This window comes from Campylobacter australis, from assembly GCF_050586305.1.
GTDB lineage: Bacteria > Campylobacterota > Campylobacteria > Campylobacterales > Campylobacteraceae > Campylobacter_A.
Genome location: NZ_JAXUAA010000005.1, coordinates 95,852 through 110,795, shown reverse-complemented (window position 1 = coordinate 110,795; position 14,944 = coordinate 95,852). Strand labels below are relative to the sequence as shown.

General features: G+C 38.1%; 14 protein-coding genes. 1 reads left to right on the top strand and 13 read right to left on the bottom strand.

Features of this window, described 5'->3' with window-relative positions:
• Nucleotides 1-3: 3 nt before the first annotated feature.
• Complete coding sequence (locus U5B17_RS07705; protein ID WP_430804768.1) at nucleotides 4-996, bottom strand: DctP family TRAP transporter solute-binding subunit; 993 nt, start codon at nucleotides 994-996, stop codon at nucleotides 4-6.
• A gap of 278 nt (nucleotides 997-1,274) precedes the next feature.
• On the opposite strand from U5B17_RS07705, the gene mnmG reads away from it, so the two are divergent.
• Nucleotides 1,275-3,149 carry a tRNA uridine-5-carboxymethylaminomethyl(34) synthesis enzyme MnmG gene (gene mnmG, locus U5B17_RS07700; RefSeq protein WP_430804767.1) on the top strand — a complete coding sequence of 625 codons (1,875 nt, stop codon included), beginning with the start codon at nucleotides 1,275-1,277 and terminating at the stop codon, nucleotides 3,147-3,149.
• A 25-nt stretch (nucleotides 3,150-3,174) separates the two neighbouring features.
• Here the strand turns inward: mnmG and U5B17_RS07695 are convergent, their stop codons facing one another.
• The 12 genes from U5B17_RS07695 to pglE all read right to left on the bottom strand — a co-directional run bounded on the left by U5B17_RS07695 (nucleotide 3,175) and on the right by pglE (nucleotide 14,940).
• On the bottom strand, nucleotides 3,175-3,492 hold the full coding sequence (locus U5B17_RS07695; protein ID WP_430804766.1) for a DMT family transporter: 318 nt from the start codon (nucleotides 3,490-3,492) through the stop codon (nucleotides 3,175-3,177).
• Between the two features lie 108 nt (nucleotides 3,493-3,600).
• Nucleotides 3,601-5,115: a 2-isopropylmalate synthase gene (locus U5B17_RS07690; RefSeq protein ID WP_430804765.1), complete on the bottom strand. Its 1,515-nt coding sequence runs from the start codon at nucleotides 5,113-5,115 to the stop codon at nucleotides 3,601-3,603.
• 144 nt (nucleotides 5,116-5,259) lie between these two features.
• Complete coding sequence (gene pssA / locus U5B17_RS07685; RefSeq protein WP_430804764.1) at nucleotides 5,260-5,982, bottom strand: CDP-diacylglycerol--serine O-phosphatidyltransferase; 723 nt, start codon at nucleotides 5,980-5,982, stop codon at nucleotides 5,260-5,262.
• A complete protein-coding gene (locus tag U5B17_RS07680) occupies nucleotides 5,975-6,598 on the bottom strand; it encodes a phosphatidylserine decarboxylase (RefSeq protein WP_430804763.1) in 624 nt (207 codons plus the stop codon). The genes pssA and U5B17_RS07680 overlap by 8 nt, the downstream gene beginning before the upstream one ends.
• A 2-nt stretch (nucleotides 6,599-6,600) precedes the next feature.
• The gene (gene ftsH / locus U5B17_RS07675) at nucleotides 6,601-8,553 is read right to left on the bottom strand and encodes an ATP-dependent zinc metalloprotease FtsH (protein WP_430804762.1); all 1,953 of its coding nucleotides are present in this window, start codon (nucleotides 8,551-8,553) and stop codon (nucleotides 6,601-6,603) included.
• 15 nt (nucleotides 8,554-8,568) lie between these two features.
• Nucleotides 8,569-9,393 (bottom strand): 50S ribosomal protein L11 methyltransferase, encoded by an 825-nt coding sequence (locus tag U5B17_RS07670; protein WP_430804761.1) that lies wholly within the window; start codon nucleotides 9,391-9,393, stop codon nucleotides 8,569-8,571.
• Nucleotides 9,393-9,758, bottom strand: coding sequence for a chemotaxis response regulator CheY (locus tag U5B17_RS07665; RefSeq protein WP_230057271.1), 366 nt, complete (start codon nucleotides 9,756-9,758; stop codon nucleotides 9,393-9,395). Before U5B17_RS07665 ends, U5B17_RS07670 begins: the two co-directional genes overlap by 1 nt.
• A gap of 68 nt (nucleotides 9,759-9,826) precedes the next feature.
• Nucleotides 9,827-10,537, bottom strand: a complete 711-nt coding sequence (gene hisA, locus U5B17_RS07660; protein ID WP_430804760.1) for a 1-(5-phosphoribosyl)-5-[(5-phosphoribosylamino)methylideneamino]imidazole-4-carboxamide isomerase — start codon at nucleotides 10,535-10,537, stop codon at nucleotides 9,827-9,829.
• Entirely contained in the window at nucleotides 10,537-11,148 is a 612-nt protein-coding gene (hisH, locus tag U5B17_RS07655; RefSeq protein WP_430804759.1) for an imidazole glycerol phosphate synthase subunit HisH, read from the bottom strand. The genes hisA and hisH overlap by 1 nt, the downstream gene beginning before the upstream one ends.
• Nucleotides 11,145-12,041, bottom strand: a complete 897-nt coding sequence (locus U5B17_RS07650) for a PDC sensor domain-containing protein (RefSeq protein WP_430804758.1) — start codon at nucleotides 12,039-12,041, stop codon at nucleotides 11,145-11,147. The genes hisH and U5B17_RS07650 overlap by 4 nt, the downstream gene beginning before the upstream one ends.
• A gap of 14 nt (nucleotides 12,042-12,055) precedes the next feature.
• Nucleotides 12,056-13,849, bottom strand: a complete 1,794-nt coding sequence (pglF, locus tag U5B17_RS07645; protein WP_430804757.1) for a UDP-N-acetylglucosamine 4,6-dehydratase (configuration-retaining) — start codon at nucleotides 13,847-13,849, stop codon at nucleotides 12,056-12,058.
• On the bottom strand, nucleotides 13,849-14,940 hold the full coding sequence (pglE, locus tag U5B17_RS07640; protein WP_430804756.1) for a UDP-N-acetylbacillosamine transaminase: 1,092 nt from the start codon (nucleotides 14,938-14,940) through the stop codon (nucleotides 13,849-13,851). The genes pglF and pglE overlap by 1 nt, the downstream gene beginning before the upstream one ends.
• Nucleotides 14,941-14,944: the final 4 nt, after the last annotated feature.

Sequence of the window (14,944 nt, the reverse complement as noted above, 5' to 3'; positions counted from 1 at the left end):
TTCTTACTTGGCGTTAATAGTTTTTTCGATCAAATCTTTACCGATTACGTCATAAAATTTAGGATATACACCCTCCATGGCCTTAGACCAAGCCTCTTTTTGGGCTTCATCAAGCTTGATAATCTCTAACTTTTTGCCATCAGCGATGTATTTTTCTAGCTGAGCGATGACATGAGCGTCCTCTTTTGCTGTCTCTTCACGCTCAAAAACAGTAGCCTCTGTAAGTGCCTGAGTTACATGCTTTTTAAGCTCATCTGGCAAGCCCTTCCAAAATTTTTCACTAACAACAACCAAATAGCCCAAATATCCGTGGTTTGAAAGCGTTAAAGATGTTTGAACCTCATGAAATTTTGTGTTATAGAAGTTTGATAGTGGGTTTTCAGTCGCATCAACTACGCCTTGTTGAAGTGCGCTATAAACCTCTGAGAATGGCAATACTTGCGGATTTCCACCAACTGCTTTCATTTGCTCCTCTAGCACTTTTGAGCTTTGAATTCTAAATTTTTGCCCTTTTGCATCGTCTGGAACTACAACTGGTTTTTTGCTTGAGCTAAAGTGTTTAAAACCAGCATCCCAGTAATCAAGTGCAACAAAGCCCTTTTTTGTTACTAAGTCTTTCAAAGCTGCGCCAACTTCGCCATCTTGAACCTTATGAAGGTGTGCCTCATCTTTAAAGATAAATGGTAGGTCAAATAGTTGAAACTGTGGAACGATCGGTGTAAATTTTGAAAAGCTTGGAGCTGCCATTTGGACATTGCCTAACTTTAACGCACCAAATACACGATCATCATCAACTAGCTGAGCAGATGGGAAAACCTGCACCTTGATCTTGCCATCACTTAGCTTCTCAACGCGCTTTGCAAAAAAGTCAGCCGCTTTGCCCTTTGGCGTAGAAGCCGCAACAACATGCGCAAATTTTATAGTATGAACTTTGTCTGCTGCAAGACTTGTCAAAGCAACAACACAGCTTAATAAAGTAGCACCTAAAATTTTCATTTTATCTCCTTTGATGTTTTTGGTTTCAAGGGTTATTATAAAATTTTTTTCTGGCTATTTTTTGTATTTGATACTTTTAGTAACAAATTTTATTTGAAAGTGAGTAAAAAAGTAACATTTTTAAAAACTACTGTTAAATTTGAAAAATTTTAAGGCTGATTTTTTATTTTATTTAAATTAGATATAAATTGTAAGTATAGAAATTTTCGGTTTTTTTACAAGTTCAAGCAAATATTTATAGCCATTTTGCTAAAATCACAAAAATTTAAGGTATAAAAATGTCAAATAACTACGATATTATCGTCGTTGGCGGTGGTCATGCAGGTATAGAAGCCTGCCTAGCAAGTGCTAGAATGGGACTAAAAACGATGCTTATAACAATACTAGCCGAACAAATCGGCGCTGCTAGCTGCAACCCAGCCATCGGAGGTCTTGCCAAAGGTCATCTTGTTAAAGAGATAGATGCGCTTGGAGGGCAAATGGGGCTTACAACTGATGCAGTTGGGATACAGTTTCGCGTACTAAATGAGAGCAAAGGGCCTGCTGTGCGTGGTAGCCGTGCGCAAATTGATATGGATAGATATAGAATTTATATGCGCAATGTGCTTTTAAATACACCAAATTTAGAGATAACTCAAGAGATGGCAACTGAAATTTTAACTAAAAATGGCGAAATTTCAGGCGTAAAGACAAATCTTGGCAATGAATATGAATGCAAAAAGCTCATCATAACAACAGGAACATTTCTAAACGGCCTTATCCATGTTGGTTTTAACAAAATAGAAGCTGGGCGCGTTGGTGAGCTAAGTTCTAAAAATTTAAGCACCTCGCTTGCAAATTTAGGGCTGAAGATGGGGCGATTAAAAACTGGGACTTGCCCGCGCATAGACGCTAAAAGTATAGATTTTAGCGTGCTTGAAATTCAAGATGGCGATAAGGATGCAGTGCCTTTTAGTTTCCGTACTAAAACTTTTAACCCAACGCAACTTCCTTGCTATATCGCTTATACAAATGAATTTACACACGAAACCATACGCTCAAATTTTGACAAAGCTCCGCTATTTACGGGGCAAATAGAGGGCGTGGGGCCAAGGTATTGTCCTAGCATAGAAGATAAGATAAATCGCTTTGGCGACCGTGATCGCCACCATCTTTTTGTAGAGCCACAAACACTTGAAGCGACTGAATACTACATAAATGGCTTTTCAACAAGTCTTCCTTATGATGTTCAAATTCAGATGATACGCTCGGTGCGCGGCTTTGAAAATGCTCGCATAGTGCGCCATGGCTACGCGATAGAGTATGATTATGTAGAGCCAACGGAACTTAAGCATACTCTTGAGACAAAGCAAATTTCAGGGCTTTATCTAGCTGGTCAGATAAATGGCACGACTGGCTATGAAGAGGCTGGAGCACAAGGACTTATGGCTGGTATAAACGCAGCACTTAGTACTCAAGGTAAAGAAGCACTCATACTTCGCAGAGATGAAGCTTATATCGGTGTTTTAATCGATGATCTTGTTACAAAAGGCACAAAAGAGCCATATCGTATGTTTACAAGCCGCGCAGAGTATCGCTTGCTACTTCGCGAAGACAATGCAGTGCTAAGACTTGGCGAATACGGGCATGAGCTTGGGCTGCTTGATAGTGAAACATTTAATGAAATTTTACAAATCAAACAAAATTTAAAAGCTGGGCTTGAACTTTTAAACACAAAAGAGATAACACCATCAAAGGAAAATTTAGCCTTTTTATCAAGCCTTGATGAGGATATTATCAGCGAAAAAGCAACCTTACAAAAGATAGTAGCCAGAAAAAGCTTTACACTTGAAAAGCTACAAAAATTAGATGAATTGTTTATCGATATGGATAAAGTAAGCTTGGAACAAATTTTAGTTGAGTGCAAATATCAGCACTATATCGGCGAGCAAAAGTCTCAGATCGAGCGAATGAAAGATATGATGAGCGTGAAAATACCAGCTGGTTTTACATTTCGTGGCATAAGCGGGCTTAGTAATGAAGTGGTCGAAAAGCTTGAGAAATTTGCTCCGCCAACACTTTTTGCAGCAAGTGAAATTTCAGGCATAACGCCAGCAGCTGTGGATATTTTACATATTTATATAAAGATGTGGCACGCAAACCACAAAAGCTAAATTTGTGCCTAGTTTTAGGTACAAATTAGTGAGAAACTTTTAGCGTTATTACACCAAGTATTATTAATGCAACACCGATGTATTTACCAAGACTTGCAGTATCACCAAACAAGAAAACACCCACCAAAAATGTTCCAGCCGCACCCACGCTAGTCCAGACGGCATAGGCTGTACCCATAGGAATTTCACGCTGTGCTAAAAATAGCAAATATCCGCTTGCCGCCATAAACGCCACTGCCACTGCTGTGCCGATGATCGCCTTGCCATCTTGTTGGGCTAGCTTTAGCCCAAGTGGCCAACCGATCTCCATTATCCCAGCGACAATCAGATAAATCCAAGCCATATTTTGCCTTTTGATCATAAATTTTGAATTTGGCTAGCAAATTTATTGAAATTTGCCAAAAATAAATTAGCGTTTCGACAAATACCGAAACGCTCAAATTTGAATAAATTAAAGCTCTTTTATGCGAAGATAGCTGTTTAGCGCGCCTATATACGCCTTTGCGCTTGCCATCATCGTATCGATGTCTAGTCCGTGACCCATAACTGCATGTGAGCCCTCAAATTCGACCTTAACATCAACTTTTGCCAGAGCATCTTTGCCCTGTGAAACAGCCGTAACTTTATAATCTTTTAGCACACCGCTAATACCGCTAATGCGGTCAATAACCTTAAATATAGCGTCCGCCGTGCCATTGCCAAGCGCTGAGTCGCTTGTGATTTGGTCGTTAAATTTAATACTCATCGATGCACTAGCTAGCTTACCTCCGCTACTTTGCAATAAACCTACAATCTCGTAAGCCTGAGGTATGCGCGTTATCTCCTCTGCCACAAGCGCACGGATGTCATCATCAAAGACCTCTTTTTTATTATCTGCAAGCTCTTTAAATTTCTCAAACGCCGTGTTTAGTGCGCTATCGTCAAGGTTAAATCCAAGATGAGCTAACTTATCCTTAAAGGCGTGGCGACCGCTGTGCTTGCCAAGAACAAGCGAATTTTTCTCAAGTCCGATACTTTTGGCACTTATGATCTCGTAAGTCTCTTTATGTTTTAGCACGCCGTCTTGGTGGATACCACTCTCATGCGCAAATGCATTTTTCCCCACGATAGCTTTGTTTGGCTGTGGTTCGATACCTGTGATGTTTGCGATAAGGCGCGAGCTAGGGTAAATTTCTTTTGCTATGATATCAGTATAAAGTGGAGCAAATATATCCTTGCGAGTTTTTATAGCCATCACTATCTCTTCAAGCGCGGCATTACCAGCTCTCTCGCCAATACCATTTATCGTGCACTCAACCTGTCTTGCTCCAGCCAGTATGCAAGATAGTGAATTTGCTGTAGCAAGACCAAGATCATTGTGATTGTGAACTGAAAGTACCGCTCTGCCGTCTATAAATTTTACCATTTCAGAGACCATCAAAGCAAGCTCTGTTGGCAAGCGATATCCAACCGTATCGGGCAAATTTATAGTCTTTGCGCCAGCTTGTATCACAGCTTCACAAATTTCTTTCATAAATACTATGTCACTTCTGCCAGCATCTTCGCAACTAAACTCAACATCTTCACAAAATGTCTTGGCAAATTTTACCGCCTCAACAGCACGACGCACAACCTCATCTGGCTTCATCTTTAGCTTATACTCCATGTGAATCGGACTTGTAGCTATAAATGTATGAATTCGCTTAAATTTTGCAGGAGCAAGAGCCTCGCCAGCTGCTTTTATGTCACGCTCAACAGCACGAGCAAGTGAGCAAACACGGATGCTTGATGCTTGTTTTGCGATCTGATTTACCGCGTCAAAATCGCCCGGGCTAGCTGCTGCAAATCCAGCCTCCATCACATCCACGCCAAGCCTTTCAAGCTGAAGTGCGATCTGTAGCTTTTCAGCTGTATTCATCGACGCTCCGGGACTTTGCTCGCCATCACGAAGTGTTGTGTCAAATATTATAATTTTATTATTATCCATTTTTATTCCTTGGTATTATATTTTGTTTTGTTTTGAAATTTGATTATGAGATTAGATAGAAAATTTGCTACTTGCGTAGCAGCAGTAGAGAGTTTTTGATTTTAATTTGTGGTAAAAATTTCATTGATTTTGCAACACCAACACTCATGAACTCTCCTTTTTAAAATTTTTAAAAAACATTATAGTGGCTCTGATTATACCATAAAAAACATAAATACTCATGACGATAATTGCACTTTCTAGCGGATATAGATAAAGCATAGAAAAGGCTATAACCAAACCAACCAAAATTCTCATCACATGAGCTTGCTCTAGATTTATCTTTTTAAAGCTTGGATAACGGATATTGCTTACCATAAGCACTGCCAAAACGCACTGCATAAATATATATATCCACTCAAAACCCTTAAGATCGTAATTAACATACATACCAACATAAAGCGCACTAACTATCGCAGCAGTGGGTATAGGAAGCCCTATAAATACATTTGGTTCATATGTGCCAGTAGTTACATTAAAACGAGCCAAACGAATAGCACCAAAAACGACAAACATAGCGCTTACAAGAACTCCGAATCTGCCATAATGTTGTCCGATAGCAAGATAAAAAAGTATGGCTGGTGCGACTCCAAAAGCAACTAAATCAGCCAAACTATCAAACTCTACCCCAAATTTTGAAGTAGTTTTTGTAAGCCTAGCCACTCTACCATCAAGTCCATCCAAAATAAGAGATAATATAATCCAAATAATCGCCTTTTCATAATCACCTTTAATGCTAGCTATAACGCTAACAATGCCTAAAAATGCACTAGAAGCTGTGAAAAGATTTGGCAAAATATACATTAATTGCGGTTTTTGATTATTCATTTACTACTACCTTTTCTAAATATCCAAGCGTACTAAGGCTACGAATTTTCTCGCCTACACTAACACAAATTTTGCTCTCAAGTGGTAAAAATAACACAATCTTACCGCTTCCAAGAAAACCCAACTCATCACCTTTTACAAAACTAGGAACATTTTGAACTTCAAGACTACGAGAAAGCTCTCCAGCGACAAGTCGCATTGCAAATTTTAAACCGTTATTTTGAAAAAAGTATATTGCTTTTTCGTTTAAGGCTGATGAAATTTTCATATATGAGCACAAAAACAGACCATGTCTTTGTCTTAAAGTAACTTGCTGGGCGGAAAATGGAGCATAAACCACACCAACTCCACACAAAGACTTTAAGATGGTAAGTTTTGTATATTGCTTACCTTCAAGCTCAGCCTTTGAAATTTCTAAAATTTTTCCATCAATGGGAGCTAAAATTTGTGTTTCATCTGCTGATTTTATGCTATTTTTTCGCTCCCTAAAAAAGATAACACAAGCTATAAAAATAAATACAAAAAAACACTCATATATATCAAAATTTAAAGATACAAGCATTAGTATAAGTGTTATGATGATATACTTGTAGCCGTATTTTGATATATATTGCATTACTAGCCCTTAGTCTCCTGAGCAACTTCATCTTTTGGCTCTTTTTGGCTATTTTTATCATCATCTTCAACAAGCCTACTTTCAAGCCCATTTTCTTGCTCAAAATTTCTAATAATCTCACGCACCTTATCGCCCTCGATAGTTTCGCTCTCATAAAGTGCACTTACCATATTTTCAATAGCCCCGCTATATGTTTTTAGTGTTTCTAAAACTGCTTCGTAACGCTCTTTTAGCATCTCTTTTACCGTATCATCAACCATTTGCGCAGTTTTATCGCTATAATCTTTAATAGTTTGACCACCAAGGAAATTGCTACGCTGCTTTTCAAGCACCATAAGCCCTGCAACTTCACTCATGCCATACATACTAATCATAGACTTAAATATATCAGTCGCACGCTCAAGGTCATTGCTAGCACCGGTTGAAATTTCTTTTATAAAGACTTCTTCAGCTGCTCTTCCGCCAAGTAAAACATCAACTTCAGCGATAAGCTCATGTTTTTGCATTAAAAATTTATTCTCTTCTGGACGATTTAGCGTATATCCAAGTGCTGCTAAGCCACGTGGAACAACCGAAACCTTTGTAACTCGTTTTGCGCCTTTAGTAACCTCTGCTATAAGTGCATGTCCGCTTTCATGATAGGTAACAATGCGTTTTTCTTTTTCATTTACGCAGCGTGATTTTTTCTCAAGTCCAGCGATAGAGCGCTCCACAGCCTCTATAAGATCAGCTTGCTCGACCTCTGGTTTTGAACTTCTACCAGCCAAAAGGGCTGCTTCGTTTATGATATTTTGAAGATCTGCACCAGCTAGACCTGTTGTAAGCCTTCCAATCTCGTCAAGATCAACATTTTTTGAAATTTTTACATCTTTCATGTGGACTTTTAATATATCTATCCTGCCCTTAAAATCTGGCTTATCTACTAGAACTTGGCGGTCAAAACGACCAGGCCTTAAAAGTGCAGCATCAAGTACTTCTGGGCGGTTTGTAGCCGCTATAACGATAACTGGAAGTTTATCCGCACCAAAGCCATCCATCTCAGAAAGTAGCTGGTTAAGAGTTTGTTCACGCTCATCATTTCCACCCATAGGGCCAGAATTTCTACTCTTTCCGATAGCATCTATCTCATCTATAAAAACTATGGCTGGGCTCTCTTTTTTTGCACTTTCAAAAAGATCACGAACACGGCTTGCACCAACACCCACAAACATCTCTATAAAACTTGAAGCTGACATAGAAAAAAACGGTACATCAGCCTCGCCAGCCACAGCTCTTGCAAGCAGAGTCTTACCAGTACCAGGAGGTCCTACTAGCAAAATTCCTTTTGGAATTTTCGCACCGAGACGAAGGTATTTATCAGGATTTTTAAGATAATCAACTATCTCTACAACTTCCTCTTTTGCCTCCTCAACACCAGCAACATCATCAAATTTTACAGTTGGTTTCTCTGAGTTTATGAGCTTTTTTGCACTTCCGATACCAAGAATGCCTCCACCCATATTTTTTTGCATACGACTAGCAAGAAACATCCAAATTCCAAAAAATATAAAAACAGGCAACACCCATGAAAACATTAATTCCGCAAGCCAATTTGTATCATTGTATGCCTTATATTCAACACCTACACTATCAAGAAGTGGAATAAAGGTAGGGTCTGAATGAATACGCCTTGTTATGTATATATTCTGGTTTGTTCCTAAAGCGCGTATAGTTCCATCTGAAATTTCAACCTTTGCAATCTGCTTACTAGAAACCATTGCCTTTAGCTCTGAATATGAGACATTTTTAGTAGAATTTGAACTACTATCAATTCCCATATTACCGATACTGTCACTAGTTAAGCTTCTAAAAACTAAAACTATAACAATAGCAAAAATAGCAAAGATGAATATTGGATTTTTATTAAAAAATCCACCACCATTGCCATTGTTTTTATTTTGAGAATTCTGATTCATTGTTTTCCTTAAAATTTACTTTTTAAAGACAAAACTAACCCAATCATTCACCTGTTTTTTCTCAACAAGCTCAAGGTCAGCAAAGTCTGCAAGTATCCGCTCTTCATATTTTTGTAAGATACCTGAAAGTAGTAAGTATGCACCATTTTTTAAAATATTTTTTAAATCTTTTTTTAGCATAAAAATAACATCTGCTATGATATTTGCTACAACAATGTCATATTTTTGTTCCAAATTTGAGATAGAGCCAGTCCAAATTTTATCTAACTGTACTTTGTTTAAAAGAGCATTTTGCTGGCTACTTTGTGTCGCAAGCTCATCTGTGTCGCAAGCTTGCACGATACAGCCAAGCTTTGCCAACGCTATACTTAAAATCCCACTTCCACACCCAACATCTAGTGCAAGATCGCCACTTTTAGCATATTTTTGCAAAAAGAGCAAACAAGAGCTAGTGCTTTCATGATGTCCTGAGCCAAACGCTAAAGCTGGATCTATAACAATGTTTTCTAAATTATCATCTTGAGCTTCCCAGCTTGGACGAATATAAAATTTTCCTAAAGCAACTGGCTTTACACCACTTTTATACTCATTTATCCAGTCTTTGTTATCTTTTTGAAGTATCTGAGTTTTTAAGTCGTTTAAAGCACCAAAATGCGACGAGAGTTTTGCAACATACTCACAAACCCCCCACTCTATCTGACTTAGATCTTCCTCGTCTCGTACAAGTATTTTGCCATCTTTTTCCTCTACGCAAGTAATACCAAACGAGAACAGAAGCTCCAAAATTTCATCATAAAAATTAGAACTCTTTATACTCAGTTCGTAAAATTTATCCCTCATTAGCCAAGAACATCTTCAAGTTTTTCTTTTAAAACTTGCGGTGTAAATGGCTTAACTATATAGTTATTTACTCCAGCTTTTAAAGCCGTAATAACCTCGGCCTTACCACCCTCAGTTGTAACCATAATGATAGGCATATCTGCATATTTTGACTCTGCGCGTACTTTCTTCACAAGCTCAAGTCCGTTCATCTCTGGCATATTCCAGTCAGTTACAAGCACTTGCACATCTGGATGTTGTCCTAGCAAAGCCCAAGCCTCAACACCATGTTCAGCTTCTAAGACTTCTTCATGCCCAAGCCTTTGTAGTGTGTTTTTAATAATTCTTCTCATAGTTGAGCTATCATCTACAACCAAAATTTTCACAATCATATCCTTTGTAAGAAAAAATTACTATATTCTAGCAAATTTTATATTGATTAAAGCTTTAAAATTTATAAAAGTGATTTAAAAGCTCTTTTTAAGTCGATTTTACCTTCATAAAATGCCTTACCAACAATAACACCGCCTATCTCACTACTGTTTTTTAATTCTAAAACATCTTCAAAAGAGCTTACACCACCACTTGCTATCGTCTCAACACCACTTGCTCTTGCTATTTGAAGCGTAAAATCTAAATTTACCCCACCAAGCATCCCATCTTTGCTAATATCTGTGCAAATTATTGCCCTTACTCCAGCGTTAGCAAATTCTCTAGCAAGATCAACCGCAGGCATATCACTCACATCAGCCCAGCCCTCAGTCGCCACATAGCCGTTTTTTGCGTCAATACCAACAACTATAGGATAAGCCTTTGCCATTTCTCGCACAAAATTTGGATATTTAAGCGCCACAGAGCCCAAAATAACACGACTAACCCCCATATCAAGATATCTATTTATGCGACCTTCATCTCTTATGCCACCACCAACTTGCACCTGCAAATTTGTTGAACTTACTATCTTTTTTATAACCTCAAAATTTATAACATCTCCAGCAAATGCACCATCAAGATCAACTACATGAAGCCATTTTGCGCCCATTTGCTCAAACTCTTTTGCTAGCTCCCAAGGCCTATCTGAATATACTTTTGCAGTAGCCATATCGCCCTTACTTAGTCTTACTGCTTTACCATCTTTTAAATCTATAGCAGGGAAAATTTCCATCAAAGATCCTTAAAGTTCTCTAAAATTTTAAGTCCAGTATCGTGACTTTTTTCAGGGTGAGGCTGAAAGCCAAAAACATTATCCTTTGCAACAGCAGAGACAAAGTTGTAGCCATATTCGCTAACTCCAAGCACAACATCATCATCACAAACAGCATGAAAACTATGCACAAAGTAAAAATACTCGCTATCTTTTAAATCTTTATTTATCGCGGTTTGTTTTTTAAAATTTATCGTATTCCAACCGACATGAGGAACCTTAAGTGGAGTTATAAATTTATCATTTTGAAATTTTACAACCTTGCCACTTATTAGCCCAAGTCCAGCACTAAAGCCAAATTCATCGCTCTGATCAAAAAGTAGCTGCATACCAAGACAAATTCCCAAAAAAGGCTTTGAGCTAGCGACAAAATCCTTTATGGCTTCGTCTAAATTTGTAGTTTTTAGCCTTTGCATTGCCTCTGAAAACGCGCCAACTCCAGGCAAAATAAGTTTATCATAGCTCTTTAGTTTGTCCGCATCACTAACAAGTGTAGTTTTAGCGCCTATCTTTTCAAAAGCATTCTTAACGCTTTGTATATTGCCAGCACCATAGTCGATGATAGCTATCATTTAATAACCTGCTTTTTTACACTAAATAGATAAACGCTAAGAGCTATCATAAGCATCGAAACGCCGCCTATTAGATATATCGCATTTATTATATTTTCAGGAGCAGTGATGGCAAATTTAAAGACAAGCATAAGTGCCTCAATCGCAAGTGCAATGATGATAGAGCCAATAAATCGTACCATCGTCTTATATAGCAAGGTATCTTCATTATGACCTCGCCCTATAACCTCTTCTTCAAATATAGTCTTAACCAAGTCAAATATAGCAAGCGCTAGCGTAAGGATAATAGTCGATGCAAAAACCTCTTCAATATCTATATGATGGATACTTTTTGAAAGAAAACTCTTGACCGCATAGCCAAACAAAAAAGCACAGATTATAAAAAGTGCACTACAAAATAAAGTATATATAAATTTTAAAAATTTGCCAAAATAGTTTTCAATAACACCAGTATCAACCATCTTTAGCAAATTGACAAGCGAAATATCAATACAAGCTATATATAAAAGCTCATTTTTATCATTAAATATCGGCATACTTGCGGTAACACATAGTGTGCCATTTAAATTTGAAGGATATGGATCGCTTAAAACTGGCGTTTTTTCGCGCATTACACGGTAATAATAGGCATTGTTTATATGACTTTTTGTTTCGCACCCACTGTTTGATGGATTTACACTTATGCTATCGCCTATTTGAACTCCATTTTTATCAAGTATATAGTAAGCATCAAAGCTTGGAATTTCTTGTGTTATCTTCTCAAAACCCTCTTTAATGCTTTGAACCGAAACACCGGGCAGATGGTTTGGTAAATTTCGCTCAAAAAGGTAGAAAATGTAAGCTCTTGCTTTATATCGTATCTCACTAAAGCGTTGTATATCTTTTATGACCAAATTTTATCCTTTTTTTAGTTATTTAACGCATGGTTAAACTCAGGCACTATATTTTTAAGTGCAGCTGAAATTTGAGCATTTTCAAGAGTTAAAAGCTCTTTGATTTGGGTATTTAAAAGCTCTAAATCATATGGATCTGAGCGTGTTACAAATATGCTTTCAAACTTTGTCTTTGCGTCATCAGGATTAATAAGCAGCTCCTCATACAGCTTCTCACCTGTTCTAAGTCCTACAAATTCTATCCCAAGATGCTCTTTTTTAGAGAGTATAAGCATCTTTTTAGCAAGATCAACTATCTTTATCGGCTCACCCATATCAAGCACAAAAAGCTCACCTCCATTTGCGATAGAAGCAGCCTGCAAAACAAGCTGGCAAGCCTCACTTGTTAGCATAAAATAGCGCGTAATATCAGGATGTGTAACACTTAGTGGTTTATTTTTAGCTATCTGCTCTTTAAATTTTGGTATAACTGAACCAGATGAACCAAGTACATTTCCAAATCGAACACAAACTATCTCACATACGCCTTGCTGGTTTGAATTTAGCGCATAAAGTTCGCAAACACGCTTTGTTGTGCCCATTATGTTTGTTGGGCGAACAGCCTTATCTGAGCTTATCATCACAACTTTTTTTACACCATAGTGTTTTGATAGATCTATAACATGTTTTGTGCCCATGATATTATTTTCAACGGCTGAGCGTGGGTTTAGCTCACAAAGAGGAACATGTTTATAAGCAGCTGCATGTAAAACTATCTCTGGTTTAAACTCATCAAAAACAGCCTTTAGTTCATCAAAATTTATGATATTTACTAGCTTACTAACAGTTCTTACATCTTTTGTATCTTCTCCTATTTTATAAAGATTATACTCGCTGTGATCAACCATTATAAGCTGTTTTACACCAAACTTTAAACACTGCTTGCAAATTTCACTTCCAATACTTCCGCCTGCACCAGTTACGAGCGCGACTTTATCTTTTAAGAAATTTGCGATAATTTGAGGATCTAAATCTTTTGGTTTTCGCGCTAAAAGATCCTCGATAGATATATCTTTTATAGGCTCATTTTCAACAAGCGAAAACATCTTTACATCGCGAATTCCATAACTTGTAAGCTCATCAAAGATAACTTGCAAATCATCTTGATTTAGCGCAAGTGCTATGATAGCGGTTTTTACATTATAATCTTTAATAATGGCTGGAATTTCAGCCTTATCCTGCACCAAAAAGCCGTCGCAGTAAGTACCGATAAGATCGTGCCTGCCATCAAAAACGCCCACCGCATAAAAGTCAAGATACCCCTGTCTTAGTCCGTTTAAAACATGTATAGCCTTTGTTGTTGCGCCAAAAACGATACACGGTTCGCCCTTGTGTGGCTTGGTTGAAAAGTCAAGAAACATTCGCTTTGAAATTCTTAAAGCTCCTACCATAAGACAAGAGATCAAAAGATCTATTGAGATAACGCTTTGTGGATATGGATTTAAATAATCTTGCACTATGAAATATATCACGCTAAAAAGCACGGTCGCGCAAATGTGTGCTAGGAAAATTTTTCGCGCCTCATTTAGTCCAAAAAATCTCCAAGGCACCTTATAAATTTTAAAAATCCACATAAAAACAAGCTTAAAAACAACCAAAAGCCCCATCGTAACAAAAAGCCCATTATAAAAAATTTCGGGGATATTTCCATTAAATCTAAGCAGATATGCAAAATATATAGATGCTATAAATATCAAAATATCAGCAAGGACAAAAAACACTAAACGCTTTAGTTTAGTCGCCTTAAATACCGCCTGAAGGTCGCTCATCAAACGCTCTCTTTTACAATTTTTATAACTCGCTCTTGCGTTTTTTCATCCAAACAAGAGCCGCTCGGCAAGCAAATTCCACGCTCAAACAAATTCTCACTTGTGCCATTAATTACGCTTAAAACACCTTTAAATACAGGCTGCATATGCATCGGCTTCCACAGCGGACGGCTCTCGATATTTTGCTTTGCTAGGGCATCGATAACTTTTAGATGCATGCCTTTTTCTTTAAAAACACCAGTTGTTAGCCAGCGGTTACCGCGAGAATTTTCAAGCTCTGGCATAAACTCCAAAACATCGCCAAGCTCACGCTCATAAATTTCAAAAACGGCTCGTTTGGCTAAAACTCGGCTTTCTAAGACCTCCATTTGTGCCACGCCGACCGCGCCTAAAATGTTGCTAAGGCGGTAGTTGTAGCCATAGTCTTTATGCTCGTAGTGAAGTAGTGGCTCGCGAGCTTGGGTGCTGTAAAAACGCGCTTTTTCGACTAGCTCAGGCTCTCCGACTAGCATACCGCCACCGCTTGTTGTGATGATCTTGTTGCCGTTAAAGCTATAAACGCCAAGTCGTCCAAATGTCCCAAGTGCCTTGCCATCGTAAAATCCACCAAGTGCCTCAGCCGCATCTTCAACAAGTTCGATGTTATTTTCTTGGCAAATTTCGCAAATTTCACGCATCTTTGATGCCTGTCCGTAAAGATGTGTTAAAACCAGTGCTTTTGGCTTTTTCGGGGCTGATTTTATCGCTTTTTTAAGCAGTTCTGGGCTTAAATTCCAGCTCTCATCACAGTCGATAAAAATAGGCGTTGCCTTCTCATAAAGTATCGGATTTACCGATGCTGCAAATGTAAAACTAGACGCCAAAACCACATCACCCTGCCCCACGCCTAAAACGCGAAGTGCTAGGTGTAGTCCAGCCGTGCCAGAGCTAAGTGCCAAGGCATCAGTTGCGCTAGTGTAGTCTTTTATACTTTTTTCAAATTTATTCACATATTCGCCAAGCGGAGCAATGTAGTTGCTTTTAAAAACTTCTGCGATATACTCTTGCTCTCGCCCACTCATATTTGGCGGAGATAAAAAAACCCTATCCATATTA

Bases quoted from the DNA above. Each gene is read 5' to 3' on its own strand.
- U5B17_RS07705 (WP_430804768.1), bottom strand. From the start codon at position 996: ATGAAAATTTTAGGTGCTACTTTATTAAGCTGTGTTGTTGCTTTGACA.
- mnmG (WP_430804767.1), top strand. From the start codon at position 1,275: ATGTCAAATAACTACGATATTATCGTCGTTGGCGGTGGTCATGCAGGT.
- U5B17_RS07695 (WP_430804766.1), bottom strand. From the start codon at position 3,492: ATGGCTTGGATTTATCTGATTGTCGCTGGGATAATGGAGATCGGTTGG.
- U5B17_RS07690 (WP_430804765.1), bottom strand. From the start codon at position 5,115: ATGGATAATAATAAAATTATAATATTTGACACAACACTTCGTGATGGC.
- pssA (WP_430804764.1), bottom strand. From the start codon at position 5,982: ATGAATAATCAAAAACCGCAATTAATGTATATTTTGCCAAATCTTTTC.
- U5B17_RS07680 (WP_430804763.1), bottom strand. From the start codon at position 6,598: ATGCAATATATATCAAAATACGGCTACAAGTATATCATCATAACACTT.
- ftsH (WP_430804762.1), bottom strand. From the start codon at position 8,553: ATGAATCAGAATTCTCAAAATAAAAACAATGGCAATGGTGGTGGATTT.
- U5B17_RS07670 (WP_430804761.1), bottom strand. From the start codon at position 9,393: ATGAGGGATAAATTTTACGAACTGAGTATAAAGAGTTCTAATTTTTAT.
- hisA (WP_430804760.1), bottom strand. From the start codon at position 10,537: ATGGAAATTTTCCCTGCTATAGATTTAAAAGATGGTAAAGCAGTAAGA.
- hisH (WP_430804759.1), bottom strand. From the start codon at position 11,148: ATGATAGCTATCATCGACTATGGTGCTGGCAATATACAAAGCGTTAAG.
- pglF (WP_430804757.1), bottom strand. From the start codon at position 13,849: ATGAGCGACCTTCAGGCGGTATTTAAGGCGACTAAACTAAAGCGTTTA.
- pglE (WP_430804756.1), bottom strand. From the start codon at position 14,940: ATGGATAGGGTTTTTTTATCTCCGCCAAATATGAGTGGGCGAGAGCAA.